Source organism: Clostridium sp. MCC353, assembly GCF_018785315.1.
Lineage (GTDB): Bacteria > Bacillota > Clostridia > Lachnospirales > Lachnospiraceae > CHH4-2.
This window is the reverse complement of record NZ_WQPN01000005.1, coordinates 42567-62924: the sequence shown is the minus strand read 5'-3', so window position 1 is coordinate 62924 and position 20358 is coordinate 42567. Positions and strand designations below refer to the sequence as shown.

At 50.3% G+C, this 20358-nt stretch carries 17 protein-coding genes; 16 read left to right on the top strand and 1 reads right to left on the bottom strand.

The annotated features are described in order from the left end of the window. The first annotated feature begins 95 nt into the window (after window positions 1-95). The 13 genes from GPL15_RS00965 (at window position 96) to GPL15_RS00905 (ending at window position 16334) form a co-directional block, all read left to right on the top strand. Complete coding sequence (locus GPL15_RS00965) at window positions 96-1565, top strand: extracellular solute-binding protein (protein ID WP_215695160.1); 1470 nt, start codon at window positions 96-98, stop codon at window positions 1563-1565. A 37-nt stretch (window positions 1566-1602) separates the two neighbouring features. Beyond that, window positions 1603-2490, top strand: a complete 888-nt coding sequence (locus GPL15_RS00960) for a sugar ABC transporter permease (RefSeq protein ID WP_215695159.1) — start codon at window positions 1603-1605, stop codon at window positions 2488-2490. A gap of 12 nt (window positions 2491-2502) precedes the next feature. Then, window positions 2503-3330, top strand: a complete 828-nt coding sequence (locus tag GPL15_RS00955) for a carbohydrate ABC transporter permease (RefSeq protein ID WP_215695158.1) — start codon at window positions 2503-2505, stop codon at window positions 3328-3330. A gap of 2 nt (window positions 3331-3332) precedes the next feature. Continuing rightward, window positions 3333-4058 carry a glycerophosphodiester phosphodiesterase family protein gene (locus tag GPL15_RS00950; RefSeq protein WP_215695157.1) on the top strand — a complete coding sequence of 242 codons (726 nt, stop codon included), beginning with the start codon at window positions 3333-3335 and terminating at the stop codon, window positions 4056-4058. A 16-nt stretch (window positions 4059-4074) separates the two neighbouring features. Next, window positions 4075-5922: an FAD-dependent oxidoreductase gene (locus GPL15_RS00945; RefSeq protein ID WP_215695156.1), complete on the top strand. Its 1848-nt coding sequence runs from the start codon at window positions 4075-4077 to the stop codon at window positions 5920-5922. Between the two features lie 130 nt (window positions 5923-6052). Then, on the top strand, window positions 6053-6655 hold the full coding sequence (locus tag GPL15_RS00940) for a histidine phosphatase family protein (protein ID WP_215695155.1): 603 nt from the start codon (window positions 6053-6055) through the stop codon (window positions 6653-6655). A 12-nt stretch (window positions 6656-6667) separates the two neighbouring features. Next, window positions 6668-8569 (top strand): FAD-dependent oxidoreductase, encoded by a 1902-nt coding sequence (locus tag GPL15_RS00935; protein ID WP_215695154.1) that lies wholly within the window; start codon window positions 6668-6670, stop codon window positions 8567-8569. A 676-nt stretch (window positions 8570-9245) separates the two neighbouring features. Next, the gene (locus GPL15_RS00930; protein ID WP_215695153.1) at window positions 9246-10727 is read left to right on the top strand and encodes a sulfatase-like hydrolase/transferase; all 1482 of its coding nucleotides are present in this window, start codon (window positions 9246-9248) and stop codon (window positions 10725-10727) included. Window positions 10728-10743: 16 nt separating this feature from the next. Then, window positions 10744-11808, top strand: coding sequence for a tripartite tricarboxylate transporter substrate binding protein (locus GPL15_RS00925; RefSeq protein ID WP_215695152.1), 1065 nt, complete (start codon window positions 10744-10746; stop codon window positions 11806-11808). 34 nt (window positions 11809-11842) lie between these two features. Continuing rightward, window positions 11843-12307, top strand: a complete 465-nt coding sequence (locus tag GPL15_RS00920; protein ID WP_215695151.1) for a tripartite tricarboxylate transporter TctB family protein — start codon at window positions 11843-11845, stop codon at window positions 12305-12307. A 15-nt stretch (window positions 12308-12322) separates the two neighbouring features. Further along, complete coding sequence (locus GPL15_RS00915) at window positions 12323-13855, top strand: tripartite tricarboxylate transporter permease (protein WP_215695150.1); 1533 nt, start codon at window positions 12323-12325, stop codon at window positions 13853-13855. 68 nt (window positions 13856-13923) lie between these two features. Next, complete coding sequence (locus GPL15_RS00910) at window positions 13924-14958, top strand: LacI family DNA-binding transcriptional regulator (protein ID WP_215695149.1); 1035 nt, start codon at window positions 13924-13926, stop codon at window positions 14956-14958. 14 nt (window positions 14959-14972) lie between these two features. Next, entirely contained in the window at window positions 14973-16334 is a 1362-nt protein-coding gene (locus GPL15_RS00905) for a sulfatase-like hydrolase/transferase (protein ID WP_215695148.1), read from the top strand. A 15-nt stretch (window positions 16335-16349) separates the two neighbouring features. On the opposite strand, the gene GPL15_RS00900 is transcribed toward GPL15_RS00905, so the two are convergent. Continuing rightward, window positions 16350-17066 (bottom strand): Crp/Fnr family transcriptional regulator, encoded by a 717-nt coding sequence (locus GPL15_RS00900; RefSeq protein ID WP_215695147.1) that lies wholly within the window; start codon window positions 17064-17066, stop codon window positions 16350-16352. Window positions 17067-17200: 134 nt separating this feature from the next. On the opposite strand from GPL15_RS00900, the gene deoD reads away from it, so the two are divergent. The 3 genes from deoD to GPL15_RS00885 all read left to right on the top strand — a co-directional run bounded on the left by deoD (window position 17201) and on the right by GPL15_RS00885 (window position 20345). Continuing rightward, window positions 17201-17911 carry a purine-nucleoside phosphorylase gene (deoD, locus tag GPL15_RS00895; protein ID WP_215695146.1) on the top strand — a complete coding sequence of 237 codons (711 nt, stop codon included), beginning with the start codon at window positions 17201-17203 and terminating at the stop codon, window positions 17909-17911. A gap of 10 nt (window positions 17912-17921) precedes the next feature. Then, window positions 17922-19112: a phosphopentomutase gene (locus GPL15_RS00890; protein ID WP_215695145.1), complete on the top strand. Its 1191-nt coding sequence runs from the start codon at window positions 17922-17924 to the stop codon at window positions 19110-19112. Between the two features lie 150 nt (window positions 19113-19262). Then, window positions 19263-20345, top strand: coding sequence for a LacI family DNA-binding transcriptional regulator (locus GPL15_RS00885; RefSeq protein ID WP_215695144.1), 1083 nt, complete (start codon window positions 19263-19265; stop codon window positions 20343-20345). Window positions 20346-20358 lie beyond the last annotated feature (13 nt).

The following is a 20358-nucleotide window of genomic DNA, read 5'->3' as shown; positions in this document are numbered from 1 at the left end:
TCGTAAAGTCAAGCCAGAAGCGGAGGAAGCGCAAAAACGGATCTGATATTCGGTTTGCGCGCCTGCAGTAAACGCTTCGGAATGGAGGAAATGAAATGAAAAAACTACTTGCGTATGGAATCTCATTATTTATGGTGATGGGAATGGCAACAGGCTGTGGCGGACAACAGGCGGCAGAGACTAAGACCGCGCAGACGGAAGCGAAACCTGCAGCGGATGCCGGTACTGCGGGCGCAGCAGGCAGGACAGAAGGGGGAACGGCGGATTCAGCAAAAACGACGGATTCAGCAAAACCAGCGGATTCCACAGAGCCGGTTTATATTGAACCCGGCGCCGCCGGCATGACCGGTACGGTCCGTTTTTACACGGCGTTTGCCGGGGCCAATGGAACCGACGCGCTGATTGAGGAATTTAATACCCATTATCCCAACATCACTGTGGAATATGAGGTTTATAAGAACAGCGGCGATGGAAACGTAGGCCTTGATACAGCCATGATGGCGGGAAATGTGGATGTTCTTCTGACGTTTGGCGTAAAAAATACTTCAAACCGTTGGAGCAATGGGATGCTGATGGATCTCACCGACCGGCTGAAAGCGGATAACCTGGATCTGGTAAAAGAGTGGGGGACGGATGTTTATACATATGAAGGCCGGACTTATGTATTCCCATCGGGAGGAATTTCCCTCTATATCGCCATCAACCAGGACAAATGGGATGCTGCCGGCCTGGGCGAAATTCCGGATTCATGGACCTGGGAGGAGTATCTGGACGTGTGCCGGACCCTGACAGAGAAGGACGCGTCTGGCAACACGGTCGTTTACGGAGGATCTGATTTCAACCAGACGGATTACTGGACCTACTCCGCCCGTCAGACAAAAGGGGTTAACGTCTATTATGATGAGGAAGGAAATGCGGATTTTGACAATCCGATCTTTAAACAGATTCTTGAACGGGAGATCAATGCGGAAAACGAAGGCATCTGGTTTTCAAAGGCAAATTATCTGGCGGACAGCACAAAGTCAAGGGATATGTTCCTGAACGGAACCAATGCCACCACGGTGGAATCCATTCTGACCCGTTACATTACGGCCGCTGATCCCCAGTTTAAAATCACCTACGCGCCTTATCCTGTGAATCAGGAGAACGAAGTGAATTATATGGCAGGAGTGGTGCCGGAGGATTTCGTGGCTGTGGCTGCCAATGCCCAGGATCCGGACGCTGCCTATGCATTTGCCAAGTTTTTGGCAACGACAGGAAGCAAATATATGTTTGCTGCGGGCCATGCCAGCACCTGGACCGGAACTGACCCTTCGGAAATTCTGGATATTACGTTCGGTTCCAGGGAAGAGGCCGGGAAGTATATTGACACGGACGCATTCGAAAAATACGTGATCGCATCCAATGAGCCGTCTTATTCGGAAGATTATATCACAGCTTATGCCGATATCCGCAGCCTGATCGATGAGTATACCAAATACGTGTTAAACGGGGAAATGACTGTGGACGACGCGTTGTCGGAATTGCAGGAGAATGCGCAGAAGGCGATAGATGACGCAAAGTAAGGGCTGTTTTCGGCTTTTGTGAGAAAGAGAGAGGCATATGAAGAATCAAACAAGACGGCAGCAGGCAGAAAACCGCGCAGGCTGGCTGTTTATGGCTCCCGCCATGGTCGTTTTTTTGACCATGGTGGTGCTCGCAGTCATCATGTCGCTTGCGCTGTCATTTTCAGAATGGAATTTCTTATCAGGAATGAGCGGCATTAAATGGGTGGGTTTTAAGAATTTCGTCCGGATTTTTGCGGACAGGAAATTTAAGATGGCCATGACCAACACCATGGTTTATGCCATAACCGTTGCGCCGGTTTCCATCGCGCTTGCGCTGCTGTTCGCATTTTTGCTGAACGATAAGGTCTATTTGCGGAAATTTAACCGGATGTGCCTGTTTGTCCCATACATTTCCAGCATGGTTGCGCTGACTGCGGTGTTCCGGTTCCTGTTCAGGAGCGACGGACCGGTCAACATGATTTTAATCAATGTATTTCATATGAGTGAAGTTCCCAAATGGCTGACCAGTTCTTCACTCTGCAAAATCCCGGTGATCTGTGTGATGGTCTATGCGGGGATCGGCTTCAGCCTGATTGTCTACATGGCGGCGCTGCAGAATGTTCCGGGAGAACTATATGAGGCAGCCAGGGTGGATGGGGCAAACGGATTCAGGCAGTTTTTCAAAATTACCATCCCGCTCATTTCCCCAACCACGTTCTATCTATGCATTGTCCGTCTGATCGCCGCATTTAAGGCTTTTACGGTGATCAATATCATGGGGATGTCAGGAAATGCTCCCAGCATGGTGACTGAGATATACGGAAATGCCTTTAACAGCTATAAATTCGGATATGCCAGCGCGGAAGCCTGGATTCTGGTGGGGGTCATCCTGATCATCACCCTGGTTCAGTTCAAGGTGCAGAAACGGTGGGTTTATTATTAAGGGGGAAATGGAATGGCGAAAAGGAAAGCAATAAAATGGATCAATACCTTCTGGGTGACCGGATGTGGAATTCTCTTTCTCCTGCCCCTCCTTTGGATGATGTCCGCTTCTGTAAAGGCGGGACCAGAGGTATTCAGCATGGATTTTCACTGGCTTCCGGAACGGTTTCAATGGGAGAACTACCGGCGGGTGTGGAACGACAGCAAGGTGCCGTTCTGGCATCTGTATATGAATTCTATCTTTGTAGCTGTTGTGGGCACCGCGGGACAGCTTTTGGTTTCCTCCATGGCGGCTTACGCCCTGGCTAAAATTAATTTCAGAGGCAGACATATAGTATTTACCGCCATGCTCATCACCATGATGATCCCGGCCCAGGCCACGATTATTCCGCGCTATATGATGTTTTATACCATCAAAATTTATGATACTCTATGGGCTTTGATTCTGCCGTCCCTGTTTAACATAACGTCTATCTTTTTGCTGAAGCAGTTCTATGCCGGCCTGCCGGATGAACTGATGGAAGCGGCGGTTATGGACGGCGCCTCCCACCGGGAAATCTGGTTGAAGATTATCGTCCCGCTGACCAAGCCGCCCATGGTGACCGTGACGGTTCTGGCATTTATCAATGCATGGAACGAGTATTTAAACGCGTTGATCTTTCTGCCGTCCAATAAGAATTTCACGGTATCCCTTGGCATTCAGTACTGGATGCAGATGACGGACGAATATAACCTGATGATGGCGGCGGCGGCCAGCGCCATTGTGCCAGTTATTGTGCTGTTTTTATTCACACAGAAATATTTCATTGAAAGCATCGCCAGCACAGGGGTGAAAGGATAGCTATGGAGGACAGGATCTATCGAAAACAGGATTATAAGCATTTAAAACTGATTGCCCACCGGGGATTTACGCCGGAGGGGCCGCCAAACTCTTTGAAAGCCTTTGAAGCAGCCGGAAAACAGGGATTCTGGGCCATTGAGACAGATGTGCGCCGCACCAGAGATGGAGTGCTGGTATGCTGTCACGACGAAACCGTGGACAGTCTGTATGACGGAAGGGGACCGGTGTGCGCCATGGATTGGAAGGATTTATCCAGGCTGCGTTTTACAGAGGACAGGGGAGAGCGGATGCCGCTGTTTGAGGAGTATTTGGAGATTTGCAAAAGTTACGGGGCGCTGCCTTTTATCGAGACGAAGACAATGGATGGGAAGGCTGTGATCAAGGCTGCGCTCCGGCATTTTGGGGAAGAAGAGCTGGTGTTATCCAGCACCTGTCTGGATCACCTTCTGGCGGCAAGAGAGGTATCGGCCGGAGTATTTATTCATCATATATTCAGCACGCCCCAAACACTGGAAATCCTGGGGCCTCTGGGACGGTGCGGGGTGTCATATAACTATAATGACTTATCAAAGGTTCCGGAGCGTCTGATTGAAGAAACTCATGAAAAAGGTGTTTTGGTATGTCTGCGGGCCGGGGATACGCCGGAAGCTGTACGGCAGATGGCCGTTATGGGGCTTGATTATATTCCCACAAACAGGATGACAAATAAAGCTCTGTGGCAGGGATGAAAGGAGGCGGTCAAACATGCCGCTTTACAAAAAGGAAGCCGTTTACGAGCTGATTGTGGCGGGCGGCGGCATATCGGGGATCTGCGCTGCCATTGCCGCGGCAAGAGAAGGGATTAAGACTGCCATCGTGCAGAACCGGTCTGTGTTCGGCGGTACGGCCAGTTCGGAAATCAGAATGCATATTGTGGGCGCAAACTGCCATTCATCGAAGCCCGATTTGAGAGAGACGGGAATTCTGGAGGAACTGCTGCTGGAAAATAAACGGCGGAATCCCTATGCCTCATTTCCGGTTTTCGATATGATTCTGTGGGAAAAAGTCCATATGGAGAAAAATATCACTGCGTATTTAAATACCAACATGGACGATGTCATCATGGAACAAGGACGGATCACGGGAATTGTATGCCATCAGAACAGCACGGAGACAGAATATATTCTTTATGGAAAGCTGTTTATTGATGCCACCGGGCACGGCACTCTCGGCGTGATGGCGGGTGCGTCTTACCGCATGGGAAGTGAAGCACGGGCGGAATTTCAGGAACCAACGGCGCCGGAACAGGCCAACTGTGATACCATGGGAAATACGATCATGTTCCGGGCTGTGGACCGGGGTGAGCCGGTCCGTTATGAGAAGCCGCCATGGGCCAATACCTACACAGAGGAGGATTTGAAATACCGCCCTCATGTGGATAAAATCTGCGCCCAGGCGGACGGAGGCGGTATGGTAAGACCTGAGGAGGGGAAAAACCAACTGCCTGAATTTTCCAATATGGATGCCGGATACTGGTGGATTGAGCTGGGCGGTGATTATGACAACATCATTGAACAAGGGGAGGAAATCCGTGACGAATTGCTCAAATGTGTGTATGGCGTCTGGGATCACATCAAGAACCAGGGAGATCACGGAGCAGAAAATTATGATCTGGACTGGGCCGGCATGGTTCCCGGATATCGTGAGAGCCGGAGGCTGGAAGGCGATTACATATTGAATGAAAATGATGTGCGGGCCAACCGCATATTCGAAGATGCGGCCGCCTACGGAGGCTGGCCGATGGATGTACACGTGCCGGGCGGAATCCGGGATTTGAACAGCTATGGCTCTAAAGTCTATAATTTTGAAGGCTGCTATACGATTCCTTACCGCTGTTACTACAGCAGGGATGTGGAAAACCTGATGATGGCGGGCCGTAATATCAGCACGTCGAAGATGGCGTTTTCTTCCGCGAGGGTTATGGGCACATGCGCCGTGGGAGGTCAGGCGGTTGGGACGGCGGCGGCGCTGGCGCTCAGATACGGCTGTACGCCAAGGCAGGTGGGAGAGCGTTATATTCACGAGCTGCAGCAGGAATTGATGAAAAATGACTGCTTTATTCCGGGATTTATCAATGAGGATGAGGCCGATCTGGCGAGGTATGCGGATATCAGCGCCGACAGCCAGGCTGAAAACTGCCGGGCGGAAAATGTGGCAAACGGGATATCCAGGAATTACCTGGGGCAGATAAACTGCTGGAGATCGGATTCTTTAAAGGCACCCCAGACGTTGACGCTGAAACTGGCTGAAAGAAGTCCTGTTCATCAGGTCCGTCTCACGTTTGATACAGATTTAAGCCATGAAATCCAGCCGTCGATGATAAAAAATGTGCTCGGCAGGCAGGGAAAAGGGCTTCCGGAGACATTGGTGAAGGATTACAGCGTGTCGCTGTTATTGGACGGAACGGTTGTCGGCAGGAAGGAAGTTGAGAACAACGGACAGCGCTTAAACAGACTGGATTTCGGTGGGATAGAAGGGGATGAAGTCCGGATTACTGTAAAATCTTCCCACGGATGCGGTTATGCGGCGATTTTTGAAGTGAGAATATATTGAATGGGGATATATTGAATGTGGGTATACCCCGGTTTGTGCAAAAGCGTCACAAATTGGGAACCGCAGAACCGAAGCTGGCAGCCGGTTCGCGCGTCTGCAAAAAAAGAACGCTTAGGTATGGAGGAATGATATGGAACTATATTGGATACGGCATGGGCAGACCATAAGCAATGTGGAGGTGAGCCATGGAGGCTGGGCGCCGGTGAGCCTTACCGGTCTGGGAAGGAAACAGGCGGCCGGGGCCGGTGAGCGGTTAAAGGGGATCGCATTTGACCGTCTGTATGTGAGCGATTTGGTGCGCACACAAGAGACGGCGGATATTATTTTCCTGGAACGGGAGCGGATTCTGGACAGCCGGATACGGGAGCACAGTGTGGGAATCCTGGAATACCAGAAGGTCAGTGAATGCGCGAAAAAATACGGACAGTCTTATTTAAATGCCCGGGAACGGGATGATTTTTCTTCCTATGGGGGAGAAAGCGCAGGGATGATGGCTGACCGGGTGGCTGATTTTATGAAATCCATGGAACAACTGGGCGCAGAAAATCCAACTTGGAAAGTGGCTGTCGTAGCCCATGAGGGTTCTATTTTCTATGCCCTCTGCTACATTCTGGGCATGAGTCTGCCAAAGAAAAAGCTGCCTGTGGCCAACTGTTCCATCAGCAAATTTTTATATCAGGACGGCCTTTGGAAAGTGGGAGTTTGGAATTATTCAGGCCTGTCCGAGGGATAAGAGGAGGAAACTATGAAAACATTTATCCATGAAATTCCCGGAGCTTCCGACAATCCTCCGGTGAAGCTGCATTACGATGTGCTGGTTATTGGAGGAGGGATGAGCGGTATCTGCGCGTCCATTGCATCCGCCAGACAAGGGGCGAAGACCGGTCTGGTCCATGACCGCAGCGTCTATGGCGGAAACGCCAGTTCAGAAACCAGAATGCATATTTCCGGCGCTTCCTGCCATTGGGGAAAAAAGGACGCGGCTGAGACGGGTATCCTGATGGAGCTGCAGCTGGAAAATAAGTATCTGAACGATTCTTACAACTACTCTGTCTGGGATGGGGTCTTGTGGGATAGAGTGAAAAATACTGAAAATCTGGATAGTTACATGAATACAACCATGTATCACGTGGCTTCCGACGGACGGGAAATCCAGTATGTGGACTGCTACCAGATGACCACAGAAGTGCACTATCAGTTTACTGCGGATATCTACATAGATGCCACCGGCAATGGGACGCTGGGATATTTTGCGGGCTGCGAATACCGGATCGGCAGGGAGGAAACGTCTGAATTCAGGGAAAAGGACGCTCCGGACCAGCCGGACGGCAATACCATGGGAAACACCATCTATTTCTGCGCCCGTGATATGGGAAGGCCGGTGAAATTCATAAAGCCGGACTGGGCCAGCAGCCTGGATGAGAGCTGGTTTGCCCACCGTTACCACGGGGATATCACCGTATACCATAATGCGGATGATGTGGTGGTGCTGAAACCGGGCGAGGATTATGAAGATCATTCGGATGAACTGGTGGAAAAATACGATGTGGAGTCCGGCTACTGGTGGATCGAACTGGGCGGCGACTGGGATGACATCATCAAATCCTCAGAAGATATCCGCTATGAACTGTATAAATGCGTCTATGGCGTATGGGATCATATTAAAAACGGCGGTGATCACGGAGCTGAAAACTATGAGCTTGTGTGGGTAGGCGCTGTGGCGGGCATGAGAGAAAGCCGCCGTCTGGCAGGCCATTATATCCTGACTGAAAATGATATCCTGGAGAACCGGTATCATGAGGATGGGGTGGCATATGGCGGCTGGCCCATGGATGAACATACGGCGGGCGGATTTTGGGCAAAGGGCCAGATCCCTTCCAGAGTCAGAAGTTTTAAAGGCCTGTATTCCATTCCGTACGGCTGTTACTGTTCAAAAAACATTGAAAATCTGATGATGGCCGGGCGGAATATCAGCGCGTCCAAACTGGCAATGGGTTCTGCCCGTGTGATGGGAACCTGCGCCGTCGGAGGCCAGGCGGCAGGAACCGCGGCGGCTATGGCGTCGCTTTCAGGCATGTCTCCAAGAGAATTCGGTGAAAAAAAGATGTGGAATCTGCGCCAGGAGCTTCTAAAGAACGACTGTTATCTGCCAGGGGCCCGCAATGAGGATGAGACGGACCTGGCCCGCAGATGTGAGATCAGGGTATCCTCTGAGAGAACCGGGTATGAGGGCTCCAATGTGATCAACGGCATTGCCCGTACTGTGGGCGAAGAATCCAACCTGTGGCGCTCCCGGGGAATGGGGCCGGATGGGGAAGCGCTGAGTTTAAAACTTCCTGAGGTTAAGAAGATATCCCAGCTGCGCCTGACCTTTGATCCCAACTTATCGGAAGAGAGATGCATTTCCGTGTCTAAAGCATTTATCGATAAGGAACCGGTGGGCGTGGCAAAGGAGCTGGTAAAGGATTACCGGGTGACCTTTTATAAAAACGGTGAAGTGTCGGATACAATGCTCATAACCGGCAATCACCAGCGGTTAAATGTGTTAGACTTACAGGCAGACGTGTGGGCGGATCTGGTGGAAATACGGGTGCTGGCCACCAATGGGGATACGGACGCCAGAATTTTTGAGGTGAGGATTTATTAGACTGAGGCCAATATCTTTAGCGCAGAAATGCCTCAGGCATACAAGCTGGAAAAGCCATGAAACGCCCTGTTCATCCGCTTTTCCAGCATCATTTACCAATTCAGCAACATGTAATCATTTATAAACGTCTGTATTAGTCCCTAAGCCGTTAACACTCATTCTCCATTCAACATTCGTTAAAAACAAATGAAATAACAAATTTCGTCTTAATCAAACTCATCTTTGTTTTTCTGCTCTTTTTTCCAAAAACTCTTTAATAAGCAGTACAGCCTTTGGCCCTCCTTTTTGCCGTCCGTTCTAATCCTCTACCCCAGGTTCCCCTTCCTGCAGGTGATGTTATCACCAATACGCTAAAAAAGAATATGTAACAGCTCTGTCTTCTCCGGCTCAGGGAAATTAGAGGGCAGGGGGATAAATCCCGGTATGGAACGGTTATCTTGAAAGTATAGAGTGCATATACGATGCGTAAAACGTTAACGATAACGTATTTGAAATCTTAATAGAAAATACAAAGTACAAAGCTTGATAATCCATTGATTAACAAATATAGACAAAAATGTATTGGAATAATAAAAAAGTATTGACATTATGACGACAGAGTGATAATCTAAAAACATAAATTAACGTTAACGTTAACGAAAAACATAAAACTGAAAAAGAAAGGAGGGAAGAGTATATGAAGTGTAAAAATGTGGTTGTGATTCTGGCAGACCAGCTCAGGAAGGACTGCATTGGCGCTTATGGGAATCCCTATGTCAGAACGCCGAATATAGACCGGCTGGCAGCTAAGGGGATACGGTGTGAGCGGTTTTATGTGGCGAACCCGATCTGCAGCCCTAACCGGATGACCTGGTTTTCCGGAATGTATCCTTCCAATCATGGGGTATACACCAACGGGCTGCTGAAGCAGGATGACGGCCGGACCATTATGCATGAACTCAGTAAAAACGGATATCAGACAGCCAGCATTGGGAAGATCCATTTTAATCCTTACAGTGAGGAATCGGCAGGCAGGAGTTTTGAAAGCGTGGGAAACTGGGAGCAGATGCCGGAAGAAGACGGATACCGGGGCGGATATTTTGGATATGAGTATCTGGAACTGACCATCGGCCACACGCTGCCGAAATCGCATTATTATAAATGGTTTAAGGAACACGGCGGCACGGACGATATGTTTACAGTAACTCCCTGCGGGGAAGTTTACAGCCCAGATGAAATCTGCGGCGTCCGGAATATGCCGTCCGGGCTTTCCTCGTCCGCCTTTGTGGGAGACAGGAGCGTGAATTATCTGAGGAATGTGAGGGATCGGGAGAAAACGTTTTTTCTGTGTGCCAGCTTTCCTGATCCCCATCATCCCTTCACTTCCTGTTATGATGATTATGAGAGATGGAAGGGGCAGGCGGTGAAAGAGGCCGCTGGAGGCCCGGAGGATTTAGACAGGCGTCCAGCCCACTTCAAACAGCATTTTCAGGGGCGCTGGAGCCGAAAGGGAGTGAACGGCTGCAAATATGAGAGCGGCATACCCAAAGAGGAGGCAGAGGAGAGGGTGCGCCATACATATGCCATGATCGAGGCGATTGACAGAAATGTGGGGCTGATTTTGGATGAATTGGAACGCCAGGGGCTGATGGACGAAACGGTTATCATACTGGGCTCAGACCATGGAGAACTTTTAGGAGATCACGGGCTGTGGCTGAAAGGGCCGTTTCTGTATGAAGGTCTGATCAACACCCCTCTGCTCATGTACATTCCGGGAGCTGTGCCGGGAGTATCTGAAGACTTGATATCTGCCGCCGATATAACGCCCACAATCCTGGAACTTCTGGGAGCAGAAATCCCCTCTTATGTGGATGGAATCCCTCAGGCGCGCCGGATTATGGGAGCCGGGGGCTGCGGCCGGGACGTGTGCATGGTGGAATACCGGAACGGATATGACTGTGATGTGAATGTAAACGCCATTGTAGGAAAAAAGAGCAAATTCATTATGTATGAGAATGGTGACCAGGAGTTTACGGATCTGGAAAAAGACCCGGAAGAGAGAAAAAATGTGGCAGAATCAGGGGAATATGAAGATGCTGTGGCAAATGGGGCAAAAACGCTGCTTTTAGAGCGGCTGAAAGCGAAAACGAAAGGGAATGTCCAATACGGACACGCATAAAAAGAGGAGGGTTTATATGAAGAGATTGATAGGTTTTATAGCGGCAGCCGGAATGATCATGGCTTTATCTGCCTGTGCGGGCAAGAGCGCCCCTGAACCGGCGGCAGTTCCGGCAAAGGAAACAGCCCGGAGCCAGGAACAGACAGAACCGGCGGAAACGAAAACAGAGGCTTCCAGTGAAGGGGTGAAGTGGCCAACCGGAACGGTAACCATCTATGTCCCCGGAAAAGCAGGAGCTAACCTGGATACAAAGGCCCGGCTGACGGCCAAGTATCTGGGCGGCGAACTGGGAGTTGACGTGGTGGTTGAAAACAGGCCGGGAGCCGGTGGAATCACCGCATGTACGGAGTATCTGACCGAAGAGCCCAACACCAACAACATCCAGTATATGGCAGCCTCCAATCTGGCTGTGGCCCCTATCTATAATGACTGTGAGTTTACTGCTGATGATTTTGTGACCGTGGCCGGGCTGGACAGTGTGGAGAACGGGCTGTTCGTGGACGCCAAACTTGGAATTAAGACCATGGATGAGCTGAAAGCATATGCGGAAGGAAAAGTGCTCCGCTTTGCCAGCGCCGGAGTGGGAAATGATTCCTTTCTGGTTTCCAAAATAGTGATGGAAGATTTGGGCGTCAAATCCGACAGCGTCAACGGCGACGGGTTCGGTGATGCGCTTGTCAATGTTATGAACGGTTCTGCGGAAGTGTGCTACTGCGCCCTTAACCAGGCGGCGCAGTATGTGGAAGACGGTTCGATAGTCCCCCTGGCCGTATATAGTCAGGAAGCCTATACCGGATATGCGGACTACGGGTTTGAACAGGTGCCCACTCTGGAAAGCCTTGGCATTGACGTGACTTATTCCACGATCACCTGGTTTTCGCTCAGGAAGGGGACGGACGAAGCGGTTGTGAAAAAGCTGGCGGATTCTCTGAAAAAAGTATATGACAATCCGGAGTTTCAGGCTGAATTCGCAGAAGCTGGTTTTGTGATGCTTCCTGACGTTTCTACAGAAGCGGTGTCCGCGCGCGTGGAATCCATGATCGAAGACTGCGCCGCCTTTGCTGAGAAAATAGGAGGCTGATCCGCCTAAAGAGCATTTTTAATCAGGAGGGCCTATGAAGAAAATTGTGTTGAAAAAGAATCTGAGTTCAGGTGTTATTGCCGCATTTATGGGCATCCTGTTCCGGGTGATGCTTCCTTACAGCATCAAAGCCAAGGTCCATACGGTGACGTCTGCCGTGGGACCGGATTACCTGCCAAAGCTGGTAATCTACGGCATGATTTTATTTGGAGCAGGGCTGATTTTCCTCAGTCTGGTGCTGAAAAAGGACGAAACGATAGAGATTGATCCTGGCAGGGAGGGCCATGTGCTGATCTATTTTGCGCTGCTGCTCGCATATATGACAGCGATGAAATATGCTGGATTCCTGCTGGCGTCCATGGCCTTCTCCGCCGTTTCCATGTGGCTGATGGAGGATAGAAACTGGAGACATTATCTGTCTATTGAACTGCTGGTTGTGGTGATTTTTGCGTCGTTTAAGTATGGACTGCAGGTGCCGCTTCCTACGGTTTTTCTGTAAAGGAGGCGGGCTGTTGTGTTTGAATCGATTATAAACGGTACGGTTGACGTATTTACACTGACCAATATCATCATGATATTTACCGGCTGCTTTATCGGGATTGTATTTGGAGCCATTCCCGGATTGTCCACGGATCTGGCGGTGATTCTGTTTCTGCCGCTCACCTATTCCATGGATATCCTTCCGGGAATCCTGCTTCTTCTGGGCATCTACTGCGGAGGAACCTATGGGGGATCCATCACTGCGGTTCTCATAGGAACGCCGGGCACGAATGTGGCAATGGCGACTGTCTTCGACGGCCATCCCCTGGCCCGGAAGGGGCGTCCCAGAAAGGCGCTTCAGATGTGTCTGTATGCATCTGTCATCGGCGGAGTGATCAGTTCCCTGCTGCTTCTGTTCACAGCCCCTTATATTTCCGGATTTGTTCTGAAATTCGCGGCGCCGGAGTATTTTGCCCTGTCCCTTTTTGGAATATCCATCATAGCGGGCGTCAGCGGAAACAGCATGATGCGGGGCATATTCATGGGATGTCTGGGTATTTTGATGGCCTGTGTGGGCGTGGACGCGTCGTCGGGAGCCACCCGTTTCAGTTTCGGGAATATCTATCTCATGAAGGGGCTGGGGCTGCTGCCTGTTCTTTTGGGGGTATTTGCCCTGCCCAATATTTTAAACCAGATATGCAGCAAGGGATATTTAAAATGTTTCGTCTATAATGAAGCCATTGACAAGGCCGATGTCCTTACAAAGGAGGAGAAGAAAGCCTGTATGCCGATTATTCTCAAATCTACGGGAATCGGTTCCCTGATCGGGGCAATTCCCGGGGCAGGCGCCGGAATTGCGGCATTTATGGCATATAATGAAGGGAAAAGGGCGTCCAAAAACGGCCATAAATTCGGCACCGGCGAGTTGGAAGGAATCGCTGCGCCGGAGGCGGCCAACAATGCGGTCACCGGCTGTTCCCTGATTCCTCTGTTCACTTTAGGAATCCCGGGCAGCGTTGTGGCGGCTCTGCTGATCGGTGCATTTACCATGAAGGGGCTGACGCCTGGGCCTATGCTGTTCCGCAATCAATCGGCCCTGATGTATGCGATCATGATAGGCATGCTGGTGGCAAATGTGGCAATGCTTTTGGAGGGGAAATACCTGCTCCGTTTCTTCATGAAGATTTCGAGGCTGCCCCAGCCCATCTTGTTTACCGGTCTGGCGCTGTTTTGTGTGGCGGGGTCCTATTCCTTTTCCAATAACATGTTTAACGTGTACATTTTAATGTTTTTCGGCATTCTCATGTATGTGCTTCAGAAAACCGGATTTCCGGGAGCGCCCTTTGTGCTGGGAATCGTTTTGGGCTCCCTGCTGGAGGGAAATCTGAAGAATTCCCTGGTACTATCGGGGGGATCCTGGCTGATCTTTTTTAAACGCCCGATCTGCGTTGCCATCATTCTCATTACGGTTGTCTTCACTTATTATTCCGTTAAGAAGACCAGGAGTTTAAAAAAGAGCAGCGCGGCCGTTACAGGCGGTGATGAGGCAACGGCATTGGAGGATTGATGTTGCTTTAGCCCGCATATTATTGTAAAATTATGGCAGTAATTATTTTGGAAAGGCGGGTTCATACCATGAGGGTAACGCTAAAGTCAATTGCTTCAGCATCAGGAGTTTCCATAGGCACGGTAGACCGTGTGATGCATAACCGCAGCGGAGTGAGCGAGGAAACCAGGGTTCAGGTGCAGAAAGCGGCTGAAGAGCTGGGATATAAATCTAATATTGTAGGTAAAGCGCTTGTGGCACAGCGAAATCCGCGGAAATTGGGCGTGATTATTAATGCCAGGGAGTTCAACTATTTTGCAGAAGAAGTTTGGCGCGGAGTGGAGGCCGGGAATGAAGAGATAGAGAGTTTCGGCGTTTCGGTGCTCTATTACCCGATGGAAACAGTGGATGAAGCCGCTCAGCTCTGCCTGCTGGAACAGGCGAGAAAAGACGGCGTAAACGGCTTGGTTATCAAACCGGTGAACAGCCCGGCAGTGCAGGAGGCGATTGACCGGTTTGTGGATGATAAGATACCGGTTATCACCTGCACTTCGGATATTGTAAATTCCAAACGCCTTTGTTTTGTGGGCCATGACCACCGGCATGAAGGCCGTCTGCTGGGAAGCCTTTTGAGCAAAGTGGCGGTGCCGCAGGCCAGGATTGCAGTTATTACAGGTTCCATGCACGTTTTGGGACACAGGAGAAAAACAGAAGGTTTTACCTCTGCGGTGATGGAGCGCAGGCCGGATGTGAAGATGCTGGGGGTTTTTGAAACGAACCACAACATCAGCCTGGCCGTATCCATTGTGGAAGCCCTGGAAAGAGAGGGAGGGGTGGACGCCCTCTGTGTCCAGTCTATGGATAAGCCCGGGGTGGAAAGCATATGCAGCCTGTTTCATGGTGGAAGGAAACCCCTGATCTGTTCCTTTGGAACCGGCGCGGAGCTGTCCGGGCTGATTTTGGACGGGCTGGTGGACTTTGCGATAGAGGAGAATCCCTACCAACAGGGCTATACGGCCATAAAAACCATGTTTGATGTGCTGTTTGACGGTTTTGTCCCTGATTCACCCTTCTGTGAGGTAGACGCTCATATTGTGATCGATGAGAGCTATAGGAACCATTAACAGAAAGGATTTTTATGAAAAGACCGAACATAATTTTTTACTTTACCGACCAGCAGAGATGGGATACCTGCGGTGTTTACGGACAGCCTCTGCCGGTCACTCCCAATCTGGACGCGCTGGCGCGGGATGGGGTGGTTTTTGAAGAGGCCTACAGCCCCCAGCCGGTCTGCGGCCCCTGCCGCGCAGTCTTTCAAACCGGTAAATATCCAACACAGACAGGATGTTTCCGCAATAACCTGGCCCTTCCGCCAGGGGTTAAGACGGTGGCCGATTATTTTAATGAGGCCGGTTATGAAACCGCCTATATCGGCAAATGGCATCTGGCAAGCAGCGGAGAACTGGAGAAAACGCCTGTAGATGACTTCACCATAACCGCGGTTCCCCCGGAGCGCCGGGGCGGCTACAAGGGATTTTGGAGGGCGGCTGATGTGCTGGAGTTCACCAGCCACGGCTATGGGGGATATGTGTTCGATGAGAACATGAATCAATGCACATTTACCGGATACCGGGTGGACTGTATTACGGATTTTGCCTTGGAATACCTGGACGGATATACAGGGGAGCGCCCATTTTTTATGACCATTTCCCATATCGAACCCCATCATCAGAATGACCGGAATTGTTATGAAGGCCCCCATGGCTCCAAAGAGCGGTTCGCGGATTACCAGCTTCCGGGAGACCTGGCGGCCTTAAAAGGCAATGCAGAGGAGATGTATCCTGATTATCTGGGCTGCTGCTGCAGTCTGGATGAAAATCTGGGCCGGATTACCGGTAAACTGAAAGAGTTGGGGATATTTGAAGATACGGTTATTATCTATGCTTCAGACCATGGAAGCCATTTTATGACCCGTAACAGGGACGGTCATTTGAACGGTTATGACGACTATAAGCGCACCTGCCATTCCGCAGCTCTGCATGTCCCCCTGGTCATCGCGGGGCCGGGCTTCAGGGGAGGAAAACGGGTTTCTGATCTGGTCAGCACGGCAAGCCTTCCTAAGACATTTCTGGCTATGGCCGGTATCGATGTGGGGGAGGAAATGATAGGCGAAGATCTCCGCTGTGTGGCAGAGGGCATGGCAGCAGGACGGGAAAATGTGGTTTTCGCCCAGATCAGCGAAAGCCGGGTGGGCCGGTGTGTGCGCACGAAAGACTATCTGTACAGCGTTTACGCTCCGGGGATAAACGGCGGAGCGAAAGCGGACAGCGACATTTATCTGGATGATTTCCTTTATGATTTATCAAAAGATCCCTATGAACTGAATAATCTGGTTGGAGACAGCAGATATGATCAGGTACGGGACCGGATGGCGGACTTGCTGGCCGCGCAGATGAAAAAGGCGGGAGAGAAGGTTCCAAGGATTTGCCGGAAGGAGTGAGGCCAGATGTCCGGCTTACAGGATTCTCATCTTTTGTTGTAAATATTCCTGCATCCACAGATACTGGTCTCTCTGTATCTGGATTTTGCCGCGGCTGATGGCCGCGGCTCCTTCTTTTTTTAGGGAAAGAAGGGACCGGTTTATGGTTCTTACGGAACAGCCCAGCTTCTGGGCGATCTGGGGCCGGGTATAGGCGATGGAGTATGGGGGCGCCTGTCCGTTCAGGCGGCTGCACTCCGTGAACAAAAAGTAGATGAGCCGGGTCTTGTTATCCAGAAAAAAGTTCTGCCTCTCAATCTGGTTCTGGGTGGAAATCTGGCTGATCAGTTTCTGGGTCCGGATAAACAGGGCATTGGCATCATTCTGTATCCAGGAAAAATATGCATTGGAAGGGATGATGAGGAAGGACGAGGCCTCCAGCGTGGTTAATGTGATTACCCGGTGTGAGACCTGCTGGAACAGTTCGTAATCTCCCACGATATCCATGGCCGGGATTTCCATAAAACTGTAGGGGTCGTCGGTAACGTATTCTTCAACGGCCTGCAGCCGCCCGTCCAGCAGAAGATAGACATGGGAGCAGGAATCCCCGGCGCTGATCAGCCTGTGGTTTTTGGGGAATTTTTTATATATGAAATTTGCTGCAAAACTGTCCGGGCAGTTCCGGAAAAATCTATGTAAAAAATCAAGCTGTCCATCAGTCAAATCAATGGCAATTGCCTCTGGAATGTTCATTTCCAATTCCTTCCTGAAATTTAAAAAAAGAGGACAGGTGTCCTTTTTGATGTTCCATTAATATAGTATTGTATTTATATAAGAAATGCAAGCATTATAATAAGGAGAATGAATAAACTAAGGAGGTATTTATTATGTCTACACCACACAATCAGGCGGAAAAAGGGGATATTGCAGCAAAAGTATTGATGCCGGGTGATCCGTTAAGGGCTAAATTCATCGCTGAGACATTTTTAGAGGATGCAAGACTTGTCAATGAAGTGCGGAACATGTATGCGTATACCGGAACCTATCAGGGACATCCGGTAACTGTGATGGCAAGCGGGATGGGAATGCCGTCCATGGGGATTTACTCCTATGAACTTTTCACCCAGTACGGAGTGGAGCAGATCATCCGCATCGGATCGGCGGGAGCTTACGTGGATGAATTGAAATTGTATGATGTTGTGCTGGCGGACAGCGTATGGAGCGAGACCAGTTTTGCACGCACACAGAATGGCTATGAGAAGGATATCGTTTATCCCAGTGAGAGCCTTAACGGGACGATTGTGGCGGCGGCTGAAAAACTGGGAATCCCGCTGACGTTAACCAGGGTTCATTCCAGCGATGTATTTTACTGTGAGGACAATGTGGATGATTTCAGGGAGATCAACAGAAAGCATCAGTGCACCTGCGTCGATATGGAGAGCTTTGCGTTGTTTCACAATGCTTCCGTCCTTGGAAAACAAGCTGCCTGCCTGCTGACCATTTCCGATTCCTTTACCTCGAACCAGAAGGCGACGGCTGAGGAACGGCAGAATTCCTTTACCAATATGATGAAAATTGCATTAGAGGCATGTTTATAAAGGAGAATGTATGGAAAAATATAAGAGGATTTTTACAATAGTGATCGATTCCCTGGGCATAGGAGCCATGCCCAATGCGGCGGAGTATGGGGATGAGGGAACGGATACCCTGGGCCATATTGATGAACATATGCCTGGGTTTTCCATTCCCAATCTGGCAAAATTAGGGATCGCTAATTTACACCCCATGACCCATGTTGCGCCTGCTGAAAGGCCCATGGGATATTATGGACGGCTGTCGGAGGCCAGTGTGGGAAAGGATACTATGACCGGACACTGGGAAATGATGGGGCTGCATATTACCAAACCATTTCAGACATTTACCGATACCGGTTTTCCAAAAGAGCTGCTGGATGAACTGAGCAGGAGGACCGGTCATAAGATTGTGGGCAATAAATCCGCCAGCGGTACGGAAATCCTGGATGAGCTGGGAGAGCATGAAATAGCAACCGGTGATATGATCGTCTATACGTCTGCCGATTCGGTTTTGCAGATCTGCGGCAATGAAGAGACATTTGGATTGGATGAACTGTACCGCTGCTGTGAGATCGCCAGGGAATTGACTATGAAGGACGAATGGAAAGTCGGCCGTGTGATCGCCAGGCCTTATGTGGGACGGAAAAAAGGCGAATTCAAGCGCACTTCCAACCGACACGACTACGCGCTGAAACCCTATGGAAAAACCGCTCTGGATGCGCTGAAGGACCATGGGCTGGACGTGATCAGCGTGGGGAAAATCAAGGATATTTTCGACGGGGAAGGGATAACGGAGAGCTATAAATCCAAGAGCAGCGTCCACGGCATGGAGCAGACCATAGAGATTGCGGACCGGGATTTCCATGGCCTCTGTTTCGTGAATCTGGTGGATTTTGACGCCCTTTGGGGACACCGCAGGGATCCGGAAGGATATGGAAAAGAGCTGGAGCGGTTCGATGAAAAGCTGGGCATTCTCCTTCAAAAACTCCGGGAAGATGATCTATTAATGATAACAGCGGATCATGGCAATGACCCCACCTATAAGGGAACGGACCATACCAAAGAATGGGTGCCGTTATTGGCCTATTCTCCATCCATGAAGGGATATGGAAGGCTGGAAGATGGGGATACCTTTGCAGCGGTCGGCGCCACGGCTGCGGCCAACTTCCAGGTTCCCATGCCGGAGGGTACGATTGGGCAGTCCATATTGGATGAGCTGGTCTGACCGGGATGGTGCTTTGCGGATTGCTGTTCACAGCCTCCTCTGGCTGGGCCGGCCTGTCGGCCGTGCGGCTTTGCGGCGCGGCCTCTCTTGACTATTAAGGCACAATATATTATGATTGTGATAAATAAATTTAGCAAGAGGGGAAAATAATTGAAAGTTAAAGTTAAGGATATTGCGAAAGCGGCGGGAGTGTCTGCGACGGCAGTATCATTGGTTTTAAATGATAAGCCCTGCAGGCTGTCCGAGGCGACCAAAGAACATATCCTGCGCATTGCCCGGGAAATGAAATTCCAAAATGAAAATCATATGAACTTCAGTTCCGTCGGCAGAGTGAAGACCATAGGGCTTGTGATACCGGACGTTCAAAACCTGTTTTACCAGCAGGTGTCCCTGGCGGCTGTAAGATACCTGTCCCGGGAAGGCTATACGGTTTTTCAGTGCGGTGTGGATGAAGACTTGAAGACCTGTTATCAGGCGCTGGAATGTCTGACCAGCAAGAATACGGACGGCATCATCGTGATTCCGCCGTGCATCCACAGCAAAGATGATAAACTGATCAAGATGATGAAGTCGCTGCAGGACAGCGGCGTTCCCATGATCTTGGTTGACCGGGCGGTATATTCCGTGTTCTGTGATTTTGTTACCGCAGACAACAAACATGGAGGAAAGACGGCAGCGGAATATCTGATAAAAAAGGGCCATAGAAGGATCGGATGCATCCTGGGCAATAAAGAGGTATATACGGTGAGAAAGCGGCTGGAAGGCTATAAACAGGCTCTTGCGCTGAATGGGATTTTGTTTGATGAAGATCTGGTTTTCTACGGGGATTACGATGGGGAAACCGGCTTTCAAGGGGCAAAAGACCTGTATGCAAAAGGGGTGACGGCTGTTTTTGCGGGCAATGATGAAATAGGCTATGGGGTTTATCAGTACTGTAAGGCCGAAGGAATCAGGATCCCGGAAGATTTATCGGTGATAGGATTTGACAATACCCGGATCTGCAGCCTTTTACAGCCGGGCCTGACCAGTATCGACCAGAATGCCGGCAGGATCGGTGAACAGGCGGCGGAAGTGATCCTGCAGAATATCAACCCGGCGGATCAGGAAGAGGGGCCCAGGAATTATTATTTTACCCCCTTTCTTGTGGAGCGGGAATCTGTTGCAAAACGGCGGGATGACGTGGAACCGGAGGGGATAGGAAATGCGGAGCCGGGCCGGGTGATGCCGGAATAGGCGGAACAGGGCT